The following is a 24,499-nucleotide window of genomic DNA, read 5'->3' as shown; positions in this document are numbered from 1 at the left end:
AACGACTCTTTGACACGCCCGGATGGCTGAAGCGCAGCTGCCGGCCGCCGTCGCGACTGGACGTCATCTGGGCGGCCCGCTACCGTGCGGCGATTCTTTCCCTTCTTTCGAGGATCGTCATGAGCCGGCTCAGCGAAGCGCAATTCCATCACCTCGTCGACCAGACCCAGCGTCAGGTCGAGGACGCCTATGACGACAGCGGTCTGGACCTCGATCTGGAAAATGCCGGTGGCGTGCTGACGATCAAGTTTGACAACGGCAGCCAGGTCATTCTCAGCCGCCAGCCCCCGCTGGTGCAGCTCTGGGTGGCGGCGCGCTCGGGTGGCTATCACTTCGACTGGGATGGCCAGAACTGGATCTGCGACACCTCGTCCGAAACCCTCGGCGCGCTGCTGGTGCGGGTGACCCTGGAGCAGACCGGCGAGAGCGTGGCCCTGCCGGGGCTGTAACGACCTGCGGTCGGTGCGGCTTGACCGCTGCCGAGACCCCTGTGCTAGCGTGACCTGACGGCGCCTTTCGAGCGCCGTTTTCTTTTGCCGCCTCAGGCGGCTTCCCGCTGGGCGCCTGCCGCCCGTCATCCCCGGTGGTCCGGCCGCCTCCCGCGGCGGGGATCGCACCGTCTCGTCCTCCAGGAGTCCGCCATGCGCCACGCATCGCCCATTACCGTTTCCGCCGTCGACCTGCCCCGTCTCGAACGCCTGCTCGATGCCCTGCCCGAATTCGGCCCCGTGGCCGAGGCCCTGGACGAGGAACTGGCCCAGGCCCGGGTGGTGGCGCCCGAGGAGATCGGCGCGGTTGTGACCATGAATTCGCGCGTACGCTGCCGCGAGACCGATACCGGCAAGGAGTACCAGGTGGTGCTGGTCTATCCGGAGGACGCCGGTGGCGAGGGACGGGTTTCGGTGCTGGCGCCGGCCGGCAGCGCGCTGCTCGGAGCCACGCCCGGCGAGCACCTGAGCTGGCCGGTGCCGGGTGGCAAGGAGCAGCAGGTGGAGCTGCTGGCGCTGGAGCCGGCCGAGGCCTAGTCGTCCGCGATCTCGGGCAGGTCCGGCAGGGCTCGCAACAGGCGCTCGTAGTGGGCGCCGTCGAAGGGGCGGTCGGCATCGAGCATGGCGGCGATCTCGCAGGACAGCGCCTGGGCCATCAGCAGCACCGCTTCCTCGCGGTCATAGCCGACCAGGGTCAGCTTGTTGAGTACCGCCTGCACATAGCTCGGCTCGCCGGCGGCAAGCTGATTCTCCACCGCTTCGATTAGATGCGAGGAGACAAAGGATTCTTCGTCATCGGCGTGGTCAATCATGTCTGGATACCTTTTGTTACAGTGCGACCCCTGATGCCGGCCTGGAGTCTTCTCGATGATCACCTGCTATCGCCTGTCCGCCGACGAGCTGGTCGCCCAGCCCCTGTCGCCGGGAGACCCGCTGCCCGCGGATCTGCTCTGGGTCGATCTGCTCGACCCCAGCGAGGCAGAGGAACGCTATCTCGAACAGGCGTTGGCGATGGACATCCCCACCCGGGAAGAAATCGCCGAGATCGAGGAATCCTCGCGACTCTATCAGACCGACCAGGCCCTGCACCTGACCACCACGGTGGTCAGCGGCTTCAGTGAGCATCAGCCGCAGGCCTCGGTGGTCAATTTCGTACTGACCCCCGACTGGCTGGTGACGGTGCGCTACGCCGAGCTGGCCGCCTTCAAGGCCTTTCTCGGCAAGGCCCAGCAGCAGGCACGGCAGCACTGTCGCAGCGACGTCATCTTCGCCTCGCTGCTGGACAGCCTGGTGGACCGCGTGGCCGACATCCTCGAATCGGTGCAGGCGCACCTCAATCGCCTGGCCAAGGCGGTGTTTCGCGAACCCCTGGATCCGCAACAGGAAAAGCAGCAGCCCAAGACCGACCTGCAATCCATCGTCAAGCAACTGGGCCGCAGCAACCAGCTGCTGGCGCAGCTCAGCGAGAGCCTGCTGGGCATCAATCGCATCGTCTCCTACCTGCGCCGGGCGGGGGCGACCTGGATCTCCGGCACGGCCAAGACCTGGTTCAAGACGCTGGAACGCGACGTCCGCTCGCTGAGCGACTACCAGGCCAAGATGAACGGCGAGATCGGCTTCCTGCTCGATGCCACCCTGGGCCTGATCAGCGTGGAGCAGAACAACATCGTCAAGGTGTTCACCATCGCCTCGGTGCTGTTCCTGCCGCCGACCCTGGTGGGCACCATCTACGGCATGAACTTCAAGGTCATGCCGGAGCTGGACTGGCATTTCGGCTATCCGCTGGCGCTGGGCGCCATGGTGGTCTCGGCGCTGATTCCCTATGCCTGGTTCAAATTTCGCCGCTGGTTGTAGCCGGCGGCATCCATCGCACCTCGAGGAGGCAAAGCTATGCGTATCGGATTCATAGGCCTGGGCGGCATGGGCCAGGGCATGGCCGCCAATCTGCTCAAGGCCGGTCATGAGGTGGTGGTCTGGAATCGCTCCCCGGAGCCGGTGCAGGGCCTGGTCGCCCAGGGCGCCCGCGCGGCGGCGTCGCCCGCGGAGGCCTTCGAGACCGAGGTGGTCTTCAGCATCCTGGCCAATGACGCGGCCACCCGCGAAGTGATCCTCGACAGCGGCGCCTTGCAGCGGGCGCAGGCCGGGCTGGTCCACGTCAGCATGGCCACCCTGTCGGTGGCCCTGGTCGACGAACTGGCCGCGCGCCATACCGAGGCCGGCGTGGGCTACGTGGCGGCGCCGGTGTTCGGGCGTACCGACGTGGCCGCCAGTGGCCAGCTCAACATCGTGGTGGCAGGGGATCCTGAGGCGATCGCGCGGGTCCAGCCACTGCTCGATGTGCTGGGGCGCAAGACCTGGCCGGTGGGCGCGGAGCCGCGGCAGGCCAATGTGGTCAAGATCGCCGGCAACTTCATGATCGCCAGTGCCATCGAGACCATGGGCGAGAGCACCGCCCTGGCGCGCAGCTATGGCGTGGAGCCCGCGGCACTCTTGGAGATCCTCACCAGCACCCTGTTCGCCGCGCCGGTGTACCAGAATTACGGGCGCCTGCTGACCGAGCGAAAGTTCTCGCCGGCGGCCTTCAAGCTCAGCCTGGGACTCAAGGACGTCGGCCTGGCCCTGGCGGCCGGTCAGGAGAAGGCGGTACCGCTACCCTTCGCCAGCGTCCTGAGGGACAACCTGCTGGAGGCCGTCGCTCAGGGCGAAGGCGATCTGGACTGGATCGCGCTGGGGCAGCGGTCGCACAAGAAGGCCGGCCTCGACTGAGCGCCGCCCTACTTGCAGGCGGTGCCCAGCGCCGCCAGCGACAGCGGGTAGAATTGCAGGTTGTAGCCCGAGGTCTTGGCCTGGCTGCAGCGCTTGGTGCTGTAGAGGCCGTAGTCGATGATCATCACCGGCTTCTTCTGGGTGCGGAAGTAGCTGTAGGCGTTGCACTCGGCGTAGTCGTAGCAGCTCTCGTTGAGGGCGAAGTCGAACTTGGTGTAGAGGCTCGGCACCAGGTTGACGGCGTTCTTCAGGCCCACCAGCAGACTGCGCTTGTGCGCCTCGTCGGCCAGCCAGTTGAGGAAATCCAGCTGCTGGGCCCGGGTCAGCTTGAGGCCGTTGGGGTTGCTGAAGCCATCGACGTTGTCCGGGTCCACCCCCTGGCAGCCCTTCTGCACGGCCAGGTCCAGCCGCTTGGCCAGCAGCACGCGGACGTCGGTGCGACGGATGTCCAGCCAGCGCTCGCCCGGCCAGGCGTCCAGCGCCTTGCCCAGGGCGGCCTTGGGATAGAGGGCGGCGTCGGGCCGCCAGTCTTCCCAGGTGCCGGCGCTGAAATAGCAGATCACCGTCTTCCCGTTGCCCTTCAGATTGGCGATCACCGCCTTGCTGGTGTCATAGAGATCGATGTCGTAGAGGGTGCGATTGGGCTTTTGCAGCACGCCGTTCAGCTGGACATGCCAGGTGAGCGTCTGTGGCAGCGGCGGCGGCAGGGCGGCCTGGCTGGAAGCCGCGGCGAACATTCCGCAAAGCAGGAGGGAACAGGCTGAAAGGCGCATGAGACTTGACTCGAACGGCTGGTCAAGCCTCCAGTATCGGCTGCCGGGTCTCCTTCCTGAGCACCAGTCGTCGTACCTATCAACGGCTGGTCGGCGCTCGTTCGACCGGCTTTCAGGCCTCCTGCGCGGAGACCCCTGGCCTAGAGCCCTTGCCGTCGGGCCAGGCGCCTGCGGGGCGGTGGAAGGAGCTCTTGCGCCCTTTGGCGCGGCCGATGAGCGGCAGGGGTGGGGTCTTCGGCCGGCGGCGTTCCCGCCCACCCCGCAGAGGGGTAGGCGAGAGGCGCAGTGGCAGGCGTTAGCGCTGGGCCAGCAGCGCGCGGCCGCGCTGCACGGCGGCGCGGACCTGGGCCGGGGCGGTACCGCCAATGTGGTCGCGGGCGTTGACCGAGCCTTCCAGGGTCAGGACGGCGAAGACGTCCTGCTCGATCTGGTCGCTGAAGCGCCGCAGTTCGTCCAGGCTCATCTCGGCCAGGTCCTTGCCGCTGTCCACGCCGTACTTGACCGCATGGCCGACGATCTCGTGGCAGTCGCGGAAGGGCAGGCCCTTGCGCACCAGGTAGTCGGCGAGGTCGGTGGCGGTGGAGAAGCCGCGGCGGGCCGCCTCGCGCATGATCTCGCGCTTGGGCTTGATGGCCGGGACCATGTCGGCGAAGGCGCGCAGGGAGTCGCGCAGGGTGTCGGCGGCGTCGAACAGCGGTTCCTTGTCTTCCTGGTTGTCCTTGTTGTAGGCCAGCGGCTGGCCCTTCATCAGGGTCAGCAGGCCGGTGAGGGCGCCGAACACCCGGCCGGTCTTGCCGCGCACCAGCTCGGGCACGTCGGGGTTCTTCTTCTGCGGCATGATCGAGGAGCCGGTGCAGAAGCGATCGGGCAGGTCGATGAACTGGAACTGGGCGCTGGTCCAGAGCACCAGCTCTTCGGAGAAGCGCGACAGGTGCATCATCGCCAGGGAGGCCGCGGCGCAGAATTCGATGGCGAAGTCGCGATCCGAGACGCCGTCCAGGGAGTTGCCGCCGATGGCCTCGAAGCCCAGCAGCTCGCAGGTGACCTGGCGCTGGATGGGGTAGGTGGTGCCGGCCAGCGCCGCGCTGCCCAGGGGCATGCGATTGACGCGCTTGCGGCAGTCGACCAGGCGCTCGTGGTCGCGGGAGAGCATCTCGAACCAGGCCAGCAGGTGGTGGCCGAAGGTCACGGGTTGCGCGGTCTGCAGGTGGGTGAAGCCGGGCATGATGGTGTCGGCTTCGGTCTCGGCCAGTTGCAGCAGGCCCGCCTGCAGGCGGTCGAGCTCGACGAGGATGGCGTCGATCTCGTCGCGCAGCCAGAGGCGGATGTCGGTGGCCACCTGGTCATTGCGGCTGCGACCGGTGTGCAGCTTCTTGCCGACCACGCCCAGGCGCTCGGTCAGGCGCGCCTCGATGTTCATGTGCACGTCTTCCAGGTCGACGCGCCACTCGAAGGTGCCGGCCTCGATCTCGCTGCGGATCTCGTCCAGTCCGGCGACGATGGCATCGCGCTCGGCTTCGCTGAGCACTCCGGCCTGGGTCAGCATGCGGGCATGGGCCTGGCTGCCGAGGATGTCGTGGCGGTAGAGACGCTTGTCGAAGTCCACCGAGGCGGTGAAGCGGGCGACGAAGGCGTCGACGGGTTCGCTGAAGCGTCCGCCCCAGGACTGGTTGGTTTTTTCGCTGCTCATGGATCGGCCTGCTGCTGGGCTTGTCGGTAAGGAAAGGAGGGGGCCGATGATAGCAGTCCTGAGCGGGTGCCGGCCCGATTCAACGGAGCCGACTTGCCGACGAGTGGTATCTGACCCACACTGCCTCCATGATACTCGAACGCCGCAAAACCCCCCGACCGGTCAAGGTCGACGACTTCTTCGTCCCGGCGCTCTGCGAACCGGAGGCCCTGCTCGTGCTGGTGGTGCTGGCCGAGCTGCTGGTGCTGGTCCTGGTGCTGGCAGAACCCTTCACCCTGCAGTTCAACTGGATCCGCCTGGCGCTGGTGTCGCTGTTCGTGCAGTGGATCGTGCTGCTGTCGGCGGCGCTGCTCTGTCGCCTGCGTCCCTGGCTGGCACGCCATAGACCGGTGGTGGCGGGTGGTTTCTGCTGCGCCATCGTGGTGGCCCTGACCCTGCTCTGCACCCTGGTGGCCGACTGGCTGCAGCTGGCCGGACCGCTGCAGCGGGTCGGCGAGGTGCGGCTGTACATGAGGCACGCGCTGATCGCCCTGATCATGTCCATGCTGCTGCTGCGCTACTTCTGGCTGCAAAGCCAGTGGCGCCGCCAGCAGCAGGCCGAATTGCAGGCGCGCATCGAGTCGCTGCAGGCGCGCATCCGCCCGCATTTCCTGTTCAACAGCCTGAACAGTATCGCCAGCCTGGTCGCCCTGGACGCCGACAAGGCCGAGCGCGCGGTGCTGGACCTGTCGGCGCTGTTCCGCGCCAGCCTCGCCCAGCCCGGCACCAAGGTGCGCTGGGTCGAGGAGCTGGAGCTCTCGCGGCGCTATCTGGAGATCGAACGCCTGCGCCTGGGCGATCGCCTGCAGTTGCAGTGGGACGTGGACGGGGTGCCGGCGGATCTGCCGATTCCCCAGCTGACGCTGCAGCCGCTGCTGGAAAACGCCCTGATCTATGGTGTGGCGCCGCGCATCGAAGGGGGCCTGGTCACCATCTTCGCCACCTACCGGGAGGGGGTGTTCGAGCTGGTCATCAGCAACCCCTATGACCCCGAGGTGGAGCAGCAGCCACGCCCACCCAAGGGCACCCGTCAAGCTTTAAGCAATATCGAGGCGCGATTGACGGCACTTTTCGGACCAGCTGCGAGTCTCAAAATCGAACGCCGCGACCAGCGGCATACAACGTCTCTTCGCTATCCATGCGAGCGACTCATGCGGGAAGCCTGAGCTTATGAATGTCCTGATCGTCGATGACGAACCCTTGGCGCGCGAGCGTCTGGCCCGTCTGGTGGGGCAACTGGACGGTTATACCGCCCTGGAGCCAACAGCCACCAACGGTGAGGAAGCCCTCGCTTTGGTTGAAAACCTCAAGCCCGATATCGTCCTGCTCGACATCCGCATGCCGGGTCTGGACGGTCTGCAAGTGGCCGCGCGTCTCTGCGAGCGCGAGTCGCCGCCCGCGGTGATCTTCGTGACCGCCCACGACGAATACGCGCTCGACGCCTTCCAGGTCAGCGCCGTGGGCTATCTGGTCAAGCCGGTGCGGCAGGAGGACCTGGCCGCTGCCCTGAGCAAGGCCCAGCGACCCAACCGGATGCAGCTGGCGGCCCTGACCAAGCCGCCGGCCAGCGGTGGCCCTGGCCCGCGCAGCCATATCAGCGCCCGGACCCGCAAGGGCATCGAGCTGATCCCCCTGGATGACGTGGTCTATTTCATCGCCGACCACAAGTACGTGACCCTGAGACACTCTGGCGGCGAAGTACTGCTGGATGAACCGCTCAAGGCGCTGGAAGACGAATTCGGTGAGCGCTTCGTGCGCATCCACCGCAATGCGCTGGTCTCCCGCGAGCGCATCGAGCGCCTGCAGCGCACGCCCCTGGGCCACTTCCAGTTGTTCCTCAAGGGCATGAACGGCGACGCCCTGACCGTCAGCCGCCGTCATGTGGCCGGTGTGCGCCGCCTGATGCACAGCATCTGACGTCGCTCGCGGGTTGGCGACCGGCGCGCAGCGGGGGAGGGGCGCCGGTCGACCTGCTATCATGGCCGGCAATCTGACGTGCCGGTAATGTCCATGCTCCGCGAAATCCGTATCGCCACGCGCCAGAGTGCCCTGGCACTCTGGCAAGCCGACTATGTGAAAGCCCGCCTCGAAGCGGCCCACCCGGGATTGCGGGTGAGTCTGCTGCCCATGACCAGTCGCGGCGACAAGCTGCTCGACGCGCCCCTGGCCAAGATCGGCGGCAAGGGTCTGTTCGTCAAGGAACTGGAAAACGCCCTGCTCGACGGCAGCGCCGACATCGCCGTGCACTCCATGAAGGACGTGCCCATGGAATTCCCCGCAGGTCTCGGGCTGTATGCCATCTGCGAGCGGGAAGACCCGCGCGATGCCTTCGTTTCCAATCGCCATTCCGGTCTTGCCGAATTGCCCCAGGGCAGTGTGGTGGGCACCTCCAGCCTGAGGCGTCAGGCCCAGTTGCTGGCCCTGCGCCCGGATCTCGAGATCCGCTTTCTGCGCGGCAACGTCAATACCCGCCTGGCCAAGCTCGATGCCGATGACTATGACGCCATCATCCTGGCCGCGGCCGGGCTGATCCGCCTGGGCTTCGCCGAGCGCATCCGCGAATACCTGACCGTCGAAGACAGCCTGCCGGCGGGCGGCCAGGGCGCCGTGGGCATCGAATGCCGGACCGACGATGCCGAGGTCCATGCGCTGCTCGAACCCCTGCACCATTTCGACACCGAACGCCGCGTCGCCGCCGAGCGCGCCCTGAATCGGCGTCTCAATGGCGGCTGCCAGGTGCCCATCGCCTGCTATGCGGTACAGGAAGGCGAACTGCTCTGGCTGCGCGGCCTGGTCGGCCAGCCCGATGGCGGGCTGCTGCTGCGTGCCGAGGCCCGCGGCCCGCTGAACGACCCGGCCGGGCTGGGCGTGACCGTGGCCGAAGACCTGCTGGCCCAGGGCGCCCAGGGCATTCTCGATGCCGTCTATGGGGTCTCCGGCGCATCATGAGCGCCTGGCGACTGCTGCTGACCCGGCCGGCGGAGGAGAATCCACCCCTGGCCGCCGCCCTGGACACGGCGGGCATCGCCACGGCCAGCCTGCCGCTGCTGGAATTGCAGCCCCTGGCGGAAACCCCCGAACAGCGCTCACTCTGGCTCGATCTCGATCGCTATGCCGCCGTGCTGGTGGTGAGCAAGCCGGCGGCCCGCATGGGCCTCGCCGCCCTCGATCAGTACTGGCCGCAACCGCCGCTGCAGGCCTGGTTCGCCGTGGGCGCGGCCACCGCCGCCGTGCTCGAAGACTATGGACTGCAGGTGCACCATCCCCAGCGTGAGGACAGCGAAGGCCTGCTGGCCCTGCCGGCCTTGCAGGAAGCCCTAGAGCGCCCGGCGCCCGAGGTGCTGCTGCTGCGCGGAGAGGGCGGCCGCGACCTGCTGGTCGACACCCTCACCGCCCGCGGCGCCCGCGTCGAGGTGCTCGAACTCTATCGCCGCCAGTGCCCGGACTACCCCGCAGGGCAGGTCCTAGAGACCCTGGCAGCGGAACGCCTGAATGCCATCATGGTCAGCAGTGGGCAGGGTTTCGCGCATCTGCAGGCCTGTGCGGGTGCGGATTGGCCCGCGGTGCGCCGTTATCCCCTGCTGGTACCCAGCGCCCGTGTGGCCGAACTGGCTCGTGCCAGCGGCTGCGAGCTCATCATCGAGTGCCAGGGCGCCAGCGCCGGCGCCCTGATCGCCGCGCTTGCCCATCACCATCCGGATTGACCCTACAAGGAATTCCCGTGAGCGAAACTCAAGCCCCCCGCGCCGACGACGTCTCTCCCGATCCTGTCGTGACTCCCGCCTCGCCGCCGCCGGCACCCCCACCGGCAAGCGTGCGCCGCAAGGGCTCGGGCAAGGCGTCCGGTCTGGCGCTGCTGGCCCTGCTGGTGGCCGCCGGTGGCCTGGGTGTCGGCGGCTGGAGCGTCTGGCAACTGCAGCAGGTGCGTCAGGCCGAGCAGAGTCAGGCCGCCCAGGCCGAGGATCTGCGCAGCCAGCTGCGCCAGCTGGAAATGCGCAACCAGGCGTTGAGTGCCGATCTGGGCCGCCTGCCCTCGGCCAACGAGCTGGAAGAGCGCCGCCGTCAGCTTGGTGAGCTGCAGGGCGACCAGCAGCACCTCGCCGAACAATTCAAGGAGGTGGTCGGCCAGAGTCGCCAGGCTTGGCGCCTGACCGAGGCCGAGCACCTGCTGCGCATGGCCACCCTGCGCATGACCGCGCTGCAGGACGTGCCCAGCGCCCAGAATCTGCTGCAGGGTGTCGATGACATCCTCAAGGCCCAGAACGATCCGGCCGCCTTCGCCGCCCGCCAGCAACTGGCCAATGCCCAGCAGACCCTGCGCCAGCTGCCCGACCTGGATCGCACCGGGCAATTCGTCCAGCTGGCATCGCTGCGCAATCAGGTGCAGAGCCTGGAACCCCTGCCGCCACGCTTTTCCACCACCGTGGCCGACCAGCCCGGCGTCGAAAAGGCCGCGGTCCCGCCGAGCAATGCCCTGCAGCAGTGGTGGCAGGATTTCCGCCAGCGCATCTCCAGCTACTTCCGCATCGACTTTTCCGCCGACCAGCCGATTCGTCCGCTGCTGGCCGAGGAATCCCTGGCCCAGGTCCGCCTGGCCATGAGCCTGGCCCTGGAACAGGCGCAGTGGGCCGTGCTCAACGGCAACCAGGAGGTCTACCGGCTCTCCATCGAGCAGGCCGAAGACGTCCTCGCCGCCCACTTCAACAACCAGAATCCCGACAGCCGTGCGGTCAAGCTGCGCCTGCAGGAGCTGGCCGAGCGGCCGGTCACCTTCGAGGCCCCTGACCTGACGCCGGCCCTGACCGCGCTGCAGGCCTACATCGCCCAGCGTCAGCAAATCCAGCCGAACAATGCCGCCGCCGGCGCGGCTCAGGAGAATCGCCCATGAAGCGCCTGTACCTGCTGTTCCTGTTCGCCCTGCTCGTCGGCCTGGGCGTTGCCGTGGTGCTGGCCAAGGAGCCGGGCTACGTGCTGCTGTCCTACAGCAACTTCCGCTACGAATCGAGTCTCTGGGCCTTCCTGGCCCTGCTGGTGGCGGTCTGGCTGGCGCTCTACATCCTCAAGCTGGTGCTGGGCGCCCTCGGCCTGACCGGCAAGGTGCTCAACCCCTGGTCGCGGCACAATCGCCAGCGCCGCCTGGAGCAGGCGCGCCACAAGGGGCAGCTGGAACTGGCCGAAGGCAACTGGAGCGGTGCCCTCAAGCACCTGAAAGGCGCCGCCGAGCACGCCGACCAGCCGCTCTTCGTCCTGCTGGGCGCCGCCCGCGCCGCCAACGAACTGGGCGACCTCGAAGAACGCGACCGCCTACTGCGCCAGGCCCGCGAGCGCGAGCCCCAGGCCGACCTGGCCATCGGTCTGCAGCAGGCCCGGTTGCAGATCGACCGCGGCCAGTATCTGGAAGCCCGTGACAGCCTGGCGCCGTTGCAGGCCAAGTATCCGAAGAATGGCGAGGTGCTGCTGCAACTGCAGCGCCTGCAGGTGACCCTGCGCGACTGGCCGGCGCTGATCGCCCTGCTGCCGCAACTGCGCAAGCAGCAGGTGCTGCGCCCCCAGGAGCAGGACGACCTGGAGCGCAAGGTCTGGATCGCGACCCTCGACGAGGTGCCCGCCCAGGGCGCGGAATCGGCGGTGGATGCCCAGTGGCAGCAGGTGCCCACGGCGCTCAAGGGCGATGCCTCGGTGGTGCTGGCCTATGCCCGTCAGCTGCGCGCCATCGGCCGCGACGACCTGGCCGAAGAGGTGCTGCACATCACCCTGAATCGCCAGTGGGACGAGCGCCTGGTCGAGCTCTATGGCCAGCTGCGTCCGCGCGATGCCAGTCGTCCGCTGCACCACGCCGAAGGCTGGCTCAAGGATCGCCCCCAGGATGCGGTGCTGCTGCTGGCCCTGGGCCGGTTGTGCATGAACAACCAGCTGTGGGGCAAGGCGCGCGAATATCTGGAGCGCAGTCTGGCGCAGCGGCCGTCCGCGGTCACCGCCGGCGAACTGGCCAGGGTGGCCATCCAGCTGGGCGATGTGGACCGCAGCCAGCAGCTCCTGCAGAGCCAGTGGCGCGAGTCCGACACCACTTCGCTGCCGACGCCGCGGGTCTGACGGCGCGGCTCGTCTGCCCGGGTCCTTGAAAGGTGCCCGGGCTTTCTCTACCGTAACGTCCCAATTCCCTGTTGGAGACGGCGCGTCCGTGACTAGTCCCCGCTTCATCTTTCTGTTCATGGCCGCCACCTGTGCGGTGCTCATGGGCGTCGGTCTCTATCTCGAACACGTGGTCGGCCTCGAGCCCTGCCCGCTGTGCGTCATGCAACGGATCTTCTTCATTCTGGTCGGGGTGGTGGCGCTGATCGCCGGCATCCAGGCGCCGGGCAAGCGCGGACGACGCATCTATGGCGTGGTCCTGCTGCTGCTGGCCGCCGCCGGCGCCGCCACCGCGGGCCGCCAGGTCTATCTGCAGACGGTCCCGGCGGAAGAGCTGGCGGCCTGCCTGCCGAGCCTCGACTACATGATGCAGGCGCTGCCCTTCCAGGAAATCATCCGCCTGGTCCTGCACGGCACCGCCGACTGCGCCGAGGTCAACTGGACGCTGTTCGGTCTGAGCATCCCGGAATGGAGCCTGCTGGCCTTCGTGCTGCTCATGGCCCTGAGCCTGGTCAAGATCTTCCGCCGTCGCTGAGCTTTCTCCGAGCAACGGCACTCGCCTGGCGAGGCGATGTCGGTATAGTTCCTGATAACAGCCGGGCGCCTGCGCCCGGACCGTCTCGCCCGTATAGAGAGCTGCCGTCATGCTAGAAACCTGCCGCAATGCCCAGGAACGCTGGGGTGGGGTCCACCAGCTGATCGACCGCTGGCTGATTGCCCGCCGCGAGCTGGTGACCGCTTACGAAACCCTGGACATGGAGCCCCTGCTGGGACCGGTGCGCGAGGTCAGCGAACTGGAGCGGCTCTGCGACATGCTGGTCGACTACATGTCCACCGCGCATTTCGAGATCTACGAGCAACTGGTGGCCGAAGCCCGGGAATTCCAGGACGAGCGCGCCATCGAGTTCGCCGACAGCGTCTATCCGCGCCTGCAGGCCCTGACGGACGCCGCTCTGAACTTCAACGACAGATTCGAGCGCGGGGCCTATCGGGACCCGGGTCTGCTGACCATCGAACTCAAGCTGCTGGGCGAAACCCTGCGCGAGCGCTTCGAACTCGAAGACTGCCTGATCGAGGTGCTGCACACCTCGCACCAGCAACCGCGGCTGGCGTCGGTCTAGCCCCGGTTCCCCCGCGCGGCCTCGGCCAGCAGGTCGAGGTCCGCTGCGGCTGCCTCGCGCGGTGCCAGCGCGTGCAGCCAATCCCCCGGGCCCTGTGCCCCGCGACACGGCCAATGGCCCGCGAGTCGTGCCAGACGCGCGAGCTGTTCACGTTCCGCGGCCAATTCCAGTCCCTTGAGCTGCTCCCGCAGGGCCGCCAGGCTCTCGTCCGCGCTGGACGCGGCCTTCCAGGCCTGGCGCAACTGGCGCAGGGGGCGTACCACCGTATCCTGCCAGTGCTGCGAGGCGCGCTGCAGCCGGGCCAGGCCCTCGGCATCCAGGGCGCAGTTGCGGCGATCCAGCCAGAGCGCCGTCAGCACCAGACAGACGTCGGCGCCGGCCTCTTGCAGACGCAAACAGGCGCCTTCCACGCCGGGCCGGGCGTATACTGCCAACGCGAATTCCCACAGGTCCTCTTGCATGTCCGCCTCCCCGTTCGTGGGTGGTGGAGCTGCTACACTCCGCCGCCATGATCCGACTACAGAACCTTACTCTACAGCGTGGTCCCCAGCGTCTGCTCGAAAGCGCTGAACTGACCCTGCATCCCGGCCAGAAAGCCGGTCTGATCGGTGCCAATGGCGCCGGTAAATCCAGTCTCTTCGCCCTGCTGCGCGGGCAGCTCGGGGCCGATGCCGGCGACTGCCACATCCCGGCGGCCTGGCGCATCGCCCACATGCGCCAGGAGGTGGATACCCTGGAGCGGCTGGCGGTGGACTATGTGCTGGACGGCGACATCGACCTGCGCCGCATCCAGCGCGAACTGGCGGCGGCCGAAGCGGCCCAGGACGGCAACGCCCTTGGCCGGCTGCATGCCGACTTCGAGGCCGCCGACGGCTATACCGCCGATGCCCGGGCCCGCAAGCTGCTGGCCGGTCTGGGCTTTACCGCCTCGCAGATGGAGCGCCAGGTCGGCGACTTCTCCGGTGGCTGGCGGATGCGCCTCAACCTGGCCCAGGCGCTGATGTGCCCCTCGGACCTGCTGCTGCTCGACGAACCCACCAACCACCTGGATCTGGACGCCATCCTCTGGCTGGAAGACTGGCTCAAGGGCTATCCCGGCACCCTGATCCTGATCTCCCACGACCGCGACTTCCTCGATGCCGTGGTCGATCATGTGGTGCACCTGGACCAGCAGAAACTCGTGCTCTATCGCGGCGGCTACTCCAGCTTCGAGCGTACTCGCGCCGAGCGCCTGGCGCAGCAGCAGCAGGCCTACGACAAGCAGCAGGCCCAGCGCGCCCACATGGAGAAGTACATCGCCCGCTTCAAGGCCCAGGCCACCAAGGCCCGTCAGGCACAGAGCCGGATCAAGGCCCTGGAACGCCTGGAAGAGCTGGCGCCGGCCCATGTCGATTCGCCCTTCGAATTCGTCTTCCGCGAGGCGGACAAGCTGTCCAGTCCGTTGCTCGACCTGGCCGAAGGCCGACTCGGCTACGGCGAGACCACCATCCTGCACCCGGTCAAGCTGCAGCTGACGCCAGGCGCCCGCATCGGCCTGCTCGGCCCCAACGGTGCCGGCAAGTCGACCCTGATCAAGACCCTGGCCGCCGAACTCGAACCCCTTGGCGGCCGGCTGCAGCGCGGCGAGAACCTGGCCATCGGCTACTTCGCCCAGCACCAGCTCGATTCGCTGGACGCCAAGGCCAGTCCCTTGCTGCACCTGCAACGCATCGCCCCCGGCGAGCGCGAACAGAGCCTGCGCGACTTCCTCGGCGGCTTCGATTTCCGCGGTCCGCGCTGCGACGAGGCGGTGCTGAATTTCTCCGGTGGCGAGAAGGCGCGCCTGGCCCTGGCGCTGATCGCCTGGCAGAAGCCCAATCTGCTGCTGCTGGACGAACCCACCAACCACCTGGACCTGGACATGCGCCTGGCCCTGACCCTGGCCCTGCAGGAATTCGCCGGGGCGGTGCTGGTGGTTTCCCACGATCGTCATCTGCTCAAGAGTACCACCGACGAATTCCTGCTGGTGGCCGATGGCAAGGTGCAGGCCTTCGACGGCGATCTGGACGACTACAGCCGCTGGCTGGTGGACTTCCGCGCCCGCCAGGAGCCGGGCCTCGCCGCCGGTGAGGGCGCCGCGGTCGACAAGACCGATCGCAAGGCCCAGCGCCAGGCCGCTGCCGCCCTGCGACAGCAGCTGGCACCGCTGAAGAAGGCCGCCGACAAGCTGGAAGCCGAGCTGGGCAAGCTGCAGGAAAGGCTCGCCGCCCTGGAAGCCCGTCTGGGTGACAGCGGTCTCTATGACGCCGCGCGCAAGGAAGAACTGCGCCAGGCGCTGGCCGACCAGGCCGCGGCCAAGACCCGCGAAGCCGAGCTGGAAGAGCAGTGGCTGGAGGCCCTGGAACGGCTGGAAAGCCTGCAAGCCGAACTCGAGGGGGCCTGATGACCGAGTGGCTGCACACCTGGCTGCCGGGGTGGGGCGACTACCTGCTGGTGGCCGGCCAGGTCGCCCTGGTACTGCTGATCGGCTATGTGCTGCAGCGCATCGTCGCCCGCGCCGTCACCGGCCTGGGCGAACGCTATCCGCTGCCGCCGCAGATCGTCCTCGGCCTGCGCGGCACCCTGCGCTGGCTGATCATGGGCAGTGCCATCCTCATGGCCCTGGAGCGCTTCGGGGTGTCCGCAGCGGTGCTCTGGACGGCCATTTCCGGTTTCGTCGCCGTGGCCGCGGTGGCCTTCTTCGCCATCTGGAGCGTGCTCTCCAACCTGTTCTGCGCGGTGCTGATCTTTACCGTCGGCCCCTTCCGCCTGGGCGATCGCATCGAGGTGCTGGACGCCTCGGACAAACCCGGCATCAAGGGCCGGGTGGTGGCGATCAACATGCTCTTCGTGACCCTGCAGGAACTGGACGACAACCAGGAAGGCGCCCTGGTGCAGATTCCCAACACCCAGTTCTTCCAGAAGTCGGTCCGCCGCTGGCGCGATGCCGACGGCTCCTTCGATTTCCATCTCGACAGGTGAACCCATGAGTCTGCAGGTCTGGACCGGCTTCTTCATCGCCTGCTGGATGATCAGCCTCTCGCCCGGAGCCGGGGCGATCGCCTCCATGAGCGCCGGCGTGACCCTGGGCTTCCGCCGTGGCTACTGGACGGCCATCGGTCTGCAGCTGGGACTGGCGCTGCAGATCGCCATCGTTGCCGTGGGCGTCGGCGCCCTGCTGGCGACCTCGCAGCTGGCCTTCACCCTGATAAAGTGGTTCGGTGTGGCCTATCTCGCCTACCTGGCGCTCCGCCAGTGGCGCGCGGCGCCCATGGATCTGGGTGAACAGGTGGTCGGCGAGCGTCTGCCACCGCGGATCGGCGCCCTGGTCATGCGCGGTTTCCTGGTCAATGTCAGCAATCCCAAGGCGCTGATCTTCATGCTCGCGGTGCTGCCGCAATTCGTCGATCCCCACGCGCCCCTGACCGCGCAGTATCTGATCATCGGGGCGACCATGGTCAGCGTCGACCTGATCGTGATGGCGGGCTACACCGGGCTGGCTGCCCGGGTGCTGACCCTGCTGCGCACCCCGCGCCAGCAGCGCATCACCAACCGGGTATTCGCCAGCCTGTTCCTCGCGGCGGCCGCGTTGCTGTCCACGGTGCGCCGCGCCGCGGTCTGAAGCCGGGGCTACCAGACCACCGACTGCCCCTGCCAATCCCAGAAACTGCCGGTCTCGGCCGGCGTACGGGCGGCCAGCACCGCCAGCAGGCGCTCTGCCGCGTAGGCGGGCGTGAACAGCTTGTCCGCCGGCACCCGCGCCTGGAAGGGCCGGGACAACGCCGTGTCCGTGGTGCCGGGATGCAGGGCCAGCACGCAGCTCTGGGGATTGAGCCGGGTCAGCTCGATGCTGGCGCAGCGCAGCCCCTGATTCAGCGCCGCCTTGGCCATCCGATAGCCATACCAGCCACCCAGCTGGTTGTCGCCGATGGAGCCCACGCGTGCCGACAGCGCCGCGATCTGACAGGGATGCTGGCCCTTGAGCAGTGGCGTCAGCTGGCGGATCAGCAGCAGCGGCAGCACGGCATTGGCCAGATAGCTTTCCAGCAGCCCGGCCTGATCCACCTGCGCCAGACTCTTCTCGGCGCGCGCCCGTTCGCCCTGCAGCAGCCCCGAGGCGCACAGCAGCAGATCCAGACGGGGCGTCTCGTCCGCCAGCCGGGCTGCCAGATCGACTGTGGTCAGCGGATCAACGTCGAGGCGGCGCAGGCGCGGGCCATGCTGCCGCTCCAGCGCGGCCAGGCCGTCATGCGCCTCGGCGTGGCGCGCGCAGGCCCAGACCCGCGCAATGTCATCACGCGCCAGCAGCTGATCGCACAGGGCCAGGCCGAGGCCGCCGGTGGCGCCATACACCAGGGCCTGGGCGGGCTGCGCCAGGCGTTGCCAGAAAGTCATGGGGGACTCCAGTCAGGTCGCTATCCCTGTCCGACCGCGCCACTGCGCTGGGGTGCGCCGGCGTAGCGCGGTATCCTGGGCTTTTGCCGGAGAAATTCCCGTGATCCTGTGGATCGATGCCGATGCCTGTCCACGCGCCGCCAAGGAGCTGGTCTGCAAGTTCGCTCTCAAGCGTAAGCTGGAGGTGGTACTGGTGGCGGGGCAGCCGCAGATCAAGCCGCCCTTCGCCTGTGTCCGCCTGGTGGTGGTCCCCAGTGGCCCCGACGCCGCCGACGACCACCTGGTCGAGCAGGCTCAGCCGGGTGACCTGGTGATCTGCAGCGACATTCCCCTGGCCGATCGGCTGGTGAAGAAGGGCGTGGCCGCCCTGGATCCGCGTGGTCAGGAATTCGACGAGCGCAACATGGGGCAGCGGCTGGCCATGCGCAATCTGATGACCGATCTGCGCGACCAGGGACAGATGGGTGGGGGCCAGGCCGGCTACGGCGAGCGTGATCGCCAGGCCTTCGCCAACGCCCTGGACCGGCTGATCACCCGCCTCCAGCGCAGCGCCGCCGGCTAGGGCGGCCTGCTAGGCGGGCACGGCGGCGAGGGCGGGTTGCTGCAGCCAGGTACGCAGCTGCGGCAACGGCATGGGCCGGCCGAACAGATAGCCCTGCATGAAATTGCAGCCGTTGGCCTGCAGGAACTGGCGTTGCTCGCTGGTTTCCACCCCCTCGGCGACCACATTGAGGCCCAGTTTGTGCGCCATGGCGATGATCGCCGCGGCGATGGCCATGTCGTTGCTCTGCTTGGGGATGGTGCGGACGAAGGCGCGATCGACCTTGAGCGAATCCACCGGCAGCCGACTCAGGTAGGCCAGCGACGAGTAGCCACTGCCGAAATCGTCGATGGATACCCGCACGCCCAGGGTCCGGATCTCGCCGAGCACCTCGACCGCCACGTTGAGGCTGTGCATCAGGGCGTTCTCGGTCACCTCGAGAATCAGCGCCGAGGCCGGCAGATCTTCGGCCTGCAGCGCCCGGGCGATGGACTGGGGCAGGAGGCGATCGCTCAGATTGAGCGCCGAGCAATTCACCGAGACGCGCAGAGCCGCGTGACCTTCGCGGTGCAGCTGGGCGAGGTCCGCGCAGGCCTGGCGCATGACCCAGCCATCCAGGTCGGCGATCAACCCGGTTTCCTCGGCGACGCGGACGAAGCGCTCGGGACTCAGCGGACCCAGGACCGGATGCTGCCAGCGGACCAGGGCTTCCAGGGCCACCGGCGCACCGGCGGGGTCGACGATGGGTTGGTAGGCCACGTGCAGGCCGCCCTGGGCTAGAGCCTGGCGCAGGTCCATCTCCAGGCTCAGCAGGTCGTCGGCGTCGCGCTGGAGTTCGGTGGTGAATCTCTGGCTGCGATTGCGCCCGCTGCGCTTGCAATGGCCGACCGCGAGGCCGGCGCTGCGCAGCAGCTGGCCGGCGTTGGCGCCGTCCTGGGGATAGTGGGCGATGCCCAGGCTGAAGGTCATGGCGATGCGCTGCCCGGCCAGCTCGAAGGGCGGTCGCAACTGCTCCAGCAGGCGCATGGCCAGGGGCTGGCTGTCGCCGCGCTGGCCGAGCGGCAGCAGCAGGCTGAATTCGTCGCCGGCATAGCGGGCCAGCGGCAGGTCGTCATCGAGCACCGCGCGGATCCGCTGCGCCATCTGGATCAGCAGTTCATCGCCAAGGGCATGGCCGAGGCTGTCGTTGATGCGCTTGAAGTGATCGATGTCCAGCATCAGCAGGGCGAACTGCTCACCGGTGCGCGCCTGGCCGATGGCCCGATCGACGGTCTGGATGAAGCTGCCGCCATTGAGCAGGTGGGTGAGGGGATCGTGCAGGGTGATCTGGTCGAGGGTGGTCGAGACCCGCTCCAGCCGCAGGCGCTGGGCATTGAAGCGTTCGCCGGCCCAGGCGGCGAGCAGGCCGACCATGATGATGAACAGGGTGCCGAGGGCGATGCCCATGCCCAGTTCCAGGTGCTGATTGGCTTCCGCCAGGCCGCCGGGTTCGAAACCGATGGGCACGGCGAGGGTGAGGGCGGCCATGCCGGTGAAGTGCATGGAGACGATGGCGAAACCCAGGACCAGACTGCCCAGCAGGCGCAGCCAGAAGGTCCTGAGGCCGGTCCTGCCGCGCAGGCGGAAGGCCAGCAGCAGCGCGCCCAGGGAGGCGAGGCTGGCGATCACCACCGAAACCACCACCAGCAGGGGATCATAGAGCTGCACGGCCACCGACTGCATGGCCAGCATGCCGGTGTAGTGCATGGTCGCGATGCCCAGGCCGGCGGCGAGGGCGGCGAGCCCGTATTGCGGTGCGGTCAGGGACTCGCGCCCGATCAGGTGCATGACCGTATAGGACACGGCGATGGCGATCAGCAGCGAGGCCAGGGTCTGCAGGGGCGCATAGTGCACATGGATGCCGATCTTGAACGACAGCATGGCGAGGAAGTGCATCGACCAGATGCCCCCGCCCAGGGCGACGGCACCGATCAGCTTGGCCAGCTCGCTGCCGCGGCGGGAGCGACTGTTGGTCACCCAGTCGGCCATGGCCAGGGCGGTGTAGCCGGCGGCGCTGGCGATCAGGTACGCCAGCACCACGAGCAGGCTTTCGTACTCGTTGGCAGCCAGGATCTGATGGCCGGGAGGCAGCAGGGTGGAGAAGTTCAGCATGCTCAATCGCCAGCGTGCACACGAGGTTTTGGGAGGGGTTGCTGCTCAGGGCATCGGCAGCGGCAGCCGGGCCTTTAATCCGTTCGATGGACGTACCGGGTGAGGGGCTGCCTGGCCATCAGGCCTTGGGCGTCCGGCTGCGACGCCACAGCCAGAGCAGCAGACCGATCACCACCAGGCCGCCCAGCACCATCAATTCATACCGCTTGAGATTGCCCAGCACCCCTTCGAGGACGGCGCCGAAATGATAGGCGGCGTAACCGAGCACCGTGGCCCAGACGATGGCACCGATGCCGTTGAGGATCAGATAGCGCGCCGGCGGATAGCCCGACAGGCCGATCGCCACCGGCATTACCGTGCGCAGGCCGTAGACGAAGCGAAAGCTCAGCACCCAGAGGTCCGGATGGCGTCGGATGTGCGCCAGCGCCTTTTCGCCGGCGGCTTCCCACTTGGGTTTGCGCGCCAGCAGCTTGCGCCCGTGGCGCCGGCCGAGGAAGTACCAGAGCTGATCGCCGGCGTAGCTGCCGCAGAAGGCGACCAGGATGACGGTCTGGATGTTCATGTAGTCGCGGAAGGCCAGGAAGCCGGCCAATACCAGAATGGTTTCGCCCTCGAAAAAGGTGCCGAGAAAAAGGGCGAAATAGCCGAAATCATGGAGGAATTGTTGGAGCATTCGGCGCTACACGAGATGAATAAAGATGGCGCAGCCTACCCCGGTTGGCGTCTGGAAAGAAAGTGTGACGGACTTCCGTCCGCCGGGCGCCAGACGGTCAGGCAGGGATTTCACTGCGACCCTGTGTCACGCCGGGTCCAGCCGGCGTCTGCCTTGGATAGGACCTATAGGCACTCCATATTGTCATCTGCTGTTACCAATCGGTCATGATTGTGGCCTATAACCCATCACACTGACCCGTGATCCGGGTCTGGGAGTCGATCGTGAGTTTTACCCCCATCAACCGTAGCTACCCTGCCACTCGCATGCGCCGTCAGCGCCGCGACGAGTTTTCCCGTCGCCTGATGCGCGAGCATGTGCTGACGGTGGATGACCTGATCCTGCCGGTATTCGTGCTTGATGGTGAAGGCCGCCGCGAGGCGATCCCCTCGATGCCCGGCGTCGAGCGGCTGTCCATCGACCTGCTGCTGGAAGAGGCCGCCGAGCTGGTGGCGCTGGGGATTCCCGCGGTCGCCCTGTTCCCGGTCACGCCCACCGAGCGCAAGTCGCTGGACGGCGCCGAGGCCTACAACCCGGACGGGATCGCCCAGCGCGCCACCCGCGCCCTGCGCGAGCACTTCCCCGAGCTGGGGGTGATCACCGACGTGGCCCTGGATCCCTTCACCACCCACGGCCAGGACGGCATCCTCGACGAGCGCGGCTACGTGCTCAACGACGTCTCGGTCGAGGTGCTGGTCAAGCAGGCGCTGTCCCATGCCGCTGCCGGGGCCCAGGTGATCGCCCCCTCGGACATGATGGACGGTCGCATCGGCGCCATCCGCGCGGCCCTGGAAGACGCCGGTTATCACAACGTGCAGATCATGGCCTACTCGGCCAAGTACGCCAGCGCCTACTATGGGCCGTTCCGCGACGCCGTCGGCTCGGCCGCCAATCTGGGCAAGGGCAACAAGGCCACCTACCAGATGGATCCGGGCAACAGCGACGAGGCGCTGCACGAGATCGCCGGCGACCTGGCCGAGGGCGCCGACTCGGTGATGGTCAAGCCGGGCATGCCCTACCTGGACATCGTTCGCCGGGTCCGCGAGGAATTCCGCGTGCCGACCTTCGTGTACCAGGTGAGCGGCGAGTACGCCATGCACATGGCCGCGATCCAGAACGGCTGGCTGTCCGACGCCGTCATCCTCGAATCGCTCTTGGCCTTCAAGCGCGCCGGGGCCAACGGCATCCTAACCTATTTCGCCAAACGCGCCGCCCAACAACTTCGCCAGGGGCCTTCGCGTTCCTAAGGAGCTTCAATGAGTAGCCAGGGTTTCGTCGAAACCGATCTGCAACAGCCCGTCACCGCCGAGTCCCTGGAGACCGCGGAAGAGACATTGGCGCTGGACGCCGAAGTACCGGCACCCGCCGCCGAGGCGCCGGCCGCGCCCAGCGTGCCGGCGGCCAACGTGGACGACAGCAGCCTCTACATCCATCGCGAGCTGTCGCAGCTGCAGTTCAACATCCGGGTGCTAGAACAGGCCCTCGACGAATCCTATCCGCTGCTCGAGCGGCTCAAGTACCTGCTGATCTTTTCCAGCAACCTGGACGAATTCTTCGAGATCCGCGTGGCGGGTCTGAAGAAGCAGATCACCTTCGCCCGCGAGCAGGCCGGCGCCGACGGCCTGCTGCCGCACCAGGCGCTGGCGCGCATTAGCGACATCGTCCACGGCCAGGTGGAGCGGCAGTACGCCATCCTCAACGACGTGCTCCTGCCGGCCCTGGCCGAGCAGCAGATCCGCTTCATCCGCCGGCGTTACTGGGACGTCAAGATCAAGGCCTGGGTGCGCAAGTTCTTCCGCGACGAGATCGCGCCCATCATCACCCCTATCGGCCTGGATCCGACCCACCCCTTTCCGCTGCTGGTGAACAAGAGCCTCAACTTCATCGTCGAGCTGGAGGGCATGGACGCCTTCGGCCGCGACTCGGGCCTGGCCATCATCCCGGCGCCGCGCCTGCTGCCGCGGATCATACGGGTGCCGGAGGAGGTCGCCGGGCCCGGCGACAACTACGTCTTCCTGTCCTCCATGATCCACGCCCATGCCGATGACCTCTTCCCCGGCATGAAGGTCAAGGGCTGCTTCCAGTTCCGCCTGACCCGTAACGCCGATCTCTCGGTGGACACCGAGGACGTCGAAGACCTGGCCCGCGCGCTGCGCGGCGAGCTATTCTCGCGGCGCTATGGCGATGCGGTGCGGCTCGAGGTGGTGGACATCTGCCCGAAACACCTCACCGACTACCTGCTCAAGCAATTCGGCCTGGGCGACAGCGAGCTGTACAAGGTCAATGGTCCGGTCAACCTGACCCGGCTGTTCTCCATCACCGGGCTGGACAGTCACCCGGAGCTGCAGAACGCCCCCTTCACCCCGACCATTCCCAAGCTCCTGCAGAAGAAGGACAACCTCTTCAACGTGCTGGGCAAGCTCGATGTGCTGCTGCTGCACCCCTTCGAGTCCTTTACCCCGGTGATCGACCTGATGCGCCAGGCCGCCAAGGACCCCAACGTCCTGGCGATCAAGCAGACGCTCTACCGCAGCGGCGCCAACTCCGAGATCGTCGACGCCCTGGTGGACGCGGCACGCAGCGGCAAGGAGGTGACCGCGGTCATCGAATTGCGCGCGCGCTTCGACGAGGAATCCAACCTGCAGCTGGCCAGCCGCCTGCAGCAGGCTGGCGCCGTGGTCATCTATGGCGTGGTGGGCTTCAAGACCCACGCCAAGATGATGCTGATCCTGCGCCGCGAGAATGGCGAGCTGCGCCGCTATGCCCACCTGGGCACCGGCAACTACCACGCCGGCAACGCCAAGCTGTACACCGACTACAGCCTGCTGACCGCCGACGTGGCCCTGACCGAGGACGTGCACAAGCTGTTCAACCAGCTGATCGGCATGGGCAAGACCCTGCGCATGAAGAAGCTGCTGCACGCGCCCTTCACCCTGAAGAAGAACCTGCTGGAGATGATCAACCGCGAAGCGGTGGCGGCCAGCGAAGGGCGGCCGGCGCAGATCATGGCCAAGGTCAACGGCCTCACCGATCCCAAGGTCATCCGCGCCCTCTACAAGGCCAGCCAGGCCGGGGTGAAGATCGACCTGGTGGTGCGCGGCATGTGCTGCCTGCGGCCAGGCGTACCGGGCGTGTCCCACAATATCCAGGTGCGCTCCATCATCGGCCGCTTCCTGGAGCACAGCCGCATCTACTACTTCCTCAACGGTGGCGACGAGAAACTCTATCTCTCCAGCGCCGACTGGATGGAGCGCAACCTCGACATGCGCGTCGAGACCTGCTTCCCGGTGGAAGGCAAGAAGCTCATCAGCCGGGTCAAGAAGGAGCTGGAAGGCTACCTCACCGACAACACCCAGGCCTGGGTGCTGCAGGAAGACGGCAGCTACATCCGCCAATCGCCCACCGGCAACCAGAATGCCCGCAGCGTGCAGGCGACGCTGCTGGAGCGGTTGGCCAGTCCGGTGGTGAATACGCGGTGATGGCGTTTCGGGCCCATGCCGCCATGGGCCCTGGCCGGTTTCGTAGGTTGGGCTGAGCGGGAGCGAAGCCCAGCTGTTGCGTGTGCAGCTCTGCACCTTAGGTTTTGTGGGTGCCCTGGCTGTGCATTGAGCTTTGCTGATGTTTCTTGTTTCGCCCGCCCGGGCGAGTCACTTTTTGCAGTCGCGCAAAAAGT

At 67.3% G+C, this 24,499-nt stretch carries 25 protein-coding genes; 18 read left to right on the top strand and 7 right to left on the bottom strand.

Features of this window, described 5'->3' with window-relative positions; translation table 11 throughout:
- The first annotated feature begins 119 nt into the window (after positions 1–119).
- Together cyaY and rnk are read left to right on the top strand one after the other, a co-directional pair.
- Positions 120–449, top strand: coding sequence for an iron donor protein CyaY (gene cyaY / locus DBY63_RS06930; RefSeq protein ID WP_027598165.1), 330 nt, complete (start codon positions 120–122; stop codon positions 447–449).
- Positions 450–641: 192 nt separating this feature from the next.
- Complete coding sequence (gene rnk, locus DBY63_RS06925; protein WP_007161376.1) at positions 642–1,025, top strand: nucleoside diphosphate kinase regulator; 384 nt, start codon at positions 642–644, stop codon at positions 1,023–1,025.
- On the opposite strand, the gene DBY63_RS06920 is transcribed toward rnk, so the two are convergent.
- Positions 1,022–1,300 (bottom strand): hypothetical protein, encoded by a 279-nt coding sequence (locus tag DBY63_RS06920; RefSeq protein WP_027600343.1) that lies wholly within the window; start codon positions 1,298–1,300, stop codon positions 1,022–1,024. The two genes, rnk and DBY63_RS06920, sit on opposite strands and share 4 nt — an antisense overlap.
- A gap of 55 nt (positions 1,301–1,355) precedes the next feature.
- Here DBY63_RS06920 and DBY63_RS06915 point away from each other — a divergent pair, with 55 nt between their 5' ends.
- The gene (locus DBY63_RS06915) at positions 1,356–2,342 is read left to right on the top strand and encodes a magnesium transporter CorA family protein (RefSeq protein ID WP_007161374.1); all 987 of its coding nucleotides are present in this window, start codon (positions 1,356–1,358) and stop codon (positions 2,340–2,342) included.
- A 36-nt stretch (positions 2,343–2,378) separates the two neighbouring features.
- Positions 2,379–3,254 (top strand): NAD(P)-dependent oxidoreductase, encoded by an 876-nt coding sequence (locus tag DBY63_RS06910; RefSeq protein ID WP_074583503.1) that lies wholly within the window; start codon positions 2,379–2,381, stop codon positions 3,252–3,254.
- Between the two features lie 8 nt (positions 3,255–3,262).
- Here DBY63_RS06910 and DBY63_RS06905 read toward each other — a convergent pair whose 3' ends face one another.
- Positions 3,263–3,991: an endo alpha-1,4 polygalactosaminidase gene (locus DBY63_RS06905; RefSeq protein WP_108581534.1), complete on the bottom strand. Its 729-nt coding sequence runs from the start codon at positions 3,989–3,991 to the stop codon at positions 3,263–3,265.
- Between the two features lie 331 nt (positions 3,992–4,322).
- The gene (argH, locus tag DBY63_RS06900; RefSeq protein WP_108581533.1) at positions 4,323–5,717 is read right to left on the bottom strand and encodes an argininosuccinate lyase; all 1,395 of its coding nucleotides are present in this window, start codon (positions 5,715–5,717) and stop codon (positions 4,323–4,325) included.
- Between the two features lie 128 nt (positions 5,718–5,845).
- Between argH and DBY63_RS06895 the strand changes: the two genes are divergently transcribed.
- The 8 genes from DBY63_RS06895 (at position 5,846) to DBY63_RS06860 (ending at position 13,009) form a co-directional block, all read left to right on the top strand.
- The gene (locus tag DBY63_RS06895) at positions 5,846–6,922 is read left to right on the top strand and encodes a sensor histidine kinase (RefSeq protein ID WP_007161370.1); all 1,077 of its coding nucleotides are present in this window, start codon (positions 5,846–5,848) and stop codon (positions 6,920–6,922) included.
- Between the two features lie 4 nt (positions 6,923–6,926).
- Positions 6,927–7,673 (top strand): LytTR family DNA-binding domain-containing protein, encoded by a 747-nt coding sequence (locus DBY63_RS06890; protein ID WP_007161369.1) that lies wholly within the window; start codon positions 6,927–6,929, stop codon positions 7,671–7,673.
- Positions 7,674–7,760: 87 nt separating this feature from the next.
- A complete protein-coding gene (gene hemC / locus DBY63_RS06885) occupies positions 7,761–8,705 on the top strand; it encodes a hydroxymethylbilane synthase (protein WP_027598171.1) in 945 nt (314 codons plus the stop codon).
- Entirely contained in the window at positions 8,702–9,460 is a 759-nt protein-coding gene (locus DBY63_RS06880) for a uroporphyrinogen-III synthase (protein ID WP_042135284.1), read from the top strand. Before hemC ends, DBY63_RS06880 begins: the two co-directional genes overlap by 4 nt.
- A gap of 17 nt (positions 9,461–9,477) precedes the next feature.
- Entirely contained in the window at positions 9,478–10,644 is a 1,167-nt protein-coding gene (locus DBY63_RS06875; RefSeq protein ID WP_042135286.1) for a uroporphyrinogen-III C-methyltransferase, read from the top strand.
- Complete coding sequence (locus DBY63_RS06870) at positions 10,641–11,849, top strand: heme biosynthesis HemY N-terminal domain-containing protein (RefSeq protein WP_027598174.1); 1,209 nt, start codon at positions 10,641–10,643, stop codon at positions 11,847–11,849. Before DBY63_RS06875 ends, DBY63_RS06870 begins: the two co-directional genes overlap by 4 nt.
- A gap of 88 nt (positions 11,850–11,937) precedes the next feature.
- Complete coding sequence (locus DBY63_RS06865; protein ID WP_027598175.1) at positions 11,938–12,423, top strand: disulfide bond formation protein B; 486 nt, start codon at positions 11,938–11,940, stop codon at positions 12,421–12,423.
- A 109-nt stretch (positions 12,424–12,532) separates the two neighbouring features.
- Positions 12,533–13,009 (top strand): Rsd/AlgQ family anti-sigma factor, encoded by a 477-nt coding sequence (locus DBY63_RS06860; RefSeq protein ID WP_007161363.1) that lies wholly within the window; start codon positions 12,533–12,535, stop codon positions 13,007–13,009.
- Here DBY63_RS06860 and DBY63_RS06855 read toward each other — a convergent pair.
- On the bottom strand, positions 13,006–13,470 hold the full coding sequence (locus tag DBY63_RS06855; protein WP_027598176.1) for a TIGR02444 family protein: 465 nt from the start codon (positions 13,468–13,470) through the stop codon (positions 13,006–13,008). The two genes, DBY63_RS06860 and DBY63_RS06855, sit on opposite strands and share 4 nt — an antisense overlap.
- A 47-nt stretch (positions 13,471–13,517) precedes the next feature.
- Here DBY63_RS06855 and DBY63_RS06850 point away from each other — a divergent pair, with 47 nt between their 5' ends.
- From DBY63_RS06850 to DBY63_RS06840, 3 genes are read left to right on the top strand one after another with little or no spacing between them, the layout of a single operon-like run.
- The gene (locus DBY63_RS06850; RefSeq protein WP_108581532.1) at positions 13,518–15,431 is read left to right on the top strand and encodes an ATP-binding cassette domain-containing protein; all 1,914 of its coding nucleotides are present in this window, start codon (positions 13,518–13,520) and stop codon (positions 15,429–15,431) included.
- Positions 15,431–16,009 (top strand): mechanosensitive ion channel family protein, encoded by a 579-nt coding sequence (locus DBY63_RS06845; protein WP_027598178.1) that lies wholly within the window; start codon positions 15,431–15,433, stop codon positions 16,007–16,009. Before DBY63_RS06850 ends, DBY63_RS06845 begins: the two co-directional genes overlap by 1 nt.
- 4 nt (positions 16,010–16,013) lie before the next feature.
- Complete coding sequence (locus DBY63_RS06840) at positions 16,014–16,649, top strand: LysE family transporter (RefSeq protein ID WP_027600338.1); 636 nt, start codon at positions 16,014–16,016, stop codon at positions 16,647–16,649.
- An 8-nt stretch (positions 16,650–16,657) separates the two neighbouring features.
- Here DBY63_RS06840 and DBY63_RS06835 read toward each other — a convergent pair whose 3' ends face one another.
- The gene (locus DBY63_RS06835) at positions 16,658–17,422 is read right to left on the bottom strand and encodes an SDR family NAD(P)-dependent oxidoreductase (RefSeq protein WP_108581531.1); all 765 of its coding nucleotides are present in this window, start codon (positions 17,420–17,422) and stop codon (positions 16,658–16,660) included.
- A 100-nt stretch (positions 17,423–17,522) separates the two neighbouring features.
- Here DBY63_RS06835 and DBY63_RS06830 point away from each other — a divergent pair, with 100 nt between their 5' ends.
- Positions 17,523–17,984, top strand: a complete 462-nt coding sequence (locus DBY63_RS06830) for a YaiI/YqxD family protein (protein WP_017639406.1) — start codon at positions 17,523–17,525, stop codon at positions 17,982–17,984.
- Positions 17,985–17,993: 9 nt separating this feature from the next.
- Here the strand turns inward: DBY63_RS06830 and DBY63_RS06825 are convergent, their stop codons facing one another.
- Entirely contained in the window at positions 17,994–20,114 is a 2,121-nt protein-coding gene (locus DBY63_RS06825; protein ID WP_082066275.1) for an EAL domain-containing protein, read from the bottom strand.
- A 118-nt stretch (positions 20,115–20,232) separates the two neighbouring features.
- Entirely contained in the window at positions 20,233–20,787 is a 555-nt protein-coding gene (locus tag DBY63_RS06820; RefSeq protein WP_027598182.1) for a DedA family protein, read from the bottom strand.
- Positions 20,788–21,050: 263 nt separating this feature from the next.
- On the opposite strand from DBY63_RS06820, the gene hemB reads away from it, so the two are divergent.
- Both hemB and ppk1 read left to right on the top strand, forming a co-directional pair.
- Entirely contained in the window at positions 21,051–22,073 is a 1,023-nt protein-coding gene (gene hemB, locus DBY63_RS06815) for a porphobilinogen synthase (RefSeq protein WP_007161353.1), read from the top strand.
- A gap of 9 nt (positions 22,074–22,082) precedes the next feature.
- Positions 22,083–24,305 (top strand): polyphosphate kinase 1, encoded by a 2,223-nt coding sequence (gene ppk1, locus DBY63_RS06810; RefSeq protein ID WP_007161352.1) that lies wholly within the window; start codon positions 22,083–22,085, stop codon positions 24,303–24,305.
- Positions 24,306–24,499: the final 194 nt, after the last annotated feature.

It is taken from the genome of Pseudomonas sp. RIT411 (assembly GCF_003057735.2).
GTDB lineage: Bacteria > Pseudomonadota > Gammaproteobacteria > Pseudomonadales > Pseudomonadaceae > Chryseomonas > Chryseomonas oryzihabitans.
Note: the sequence above shows the minus strand (reverse complement) of the source record. Positions and strands in the feature narration are given on the sequence as shown.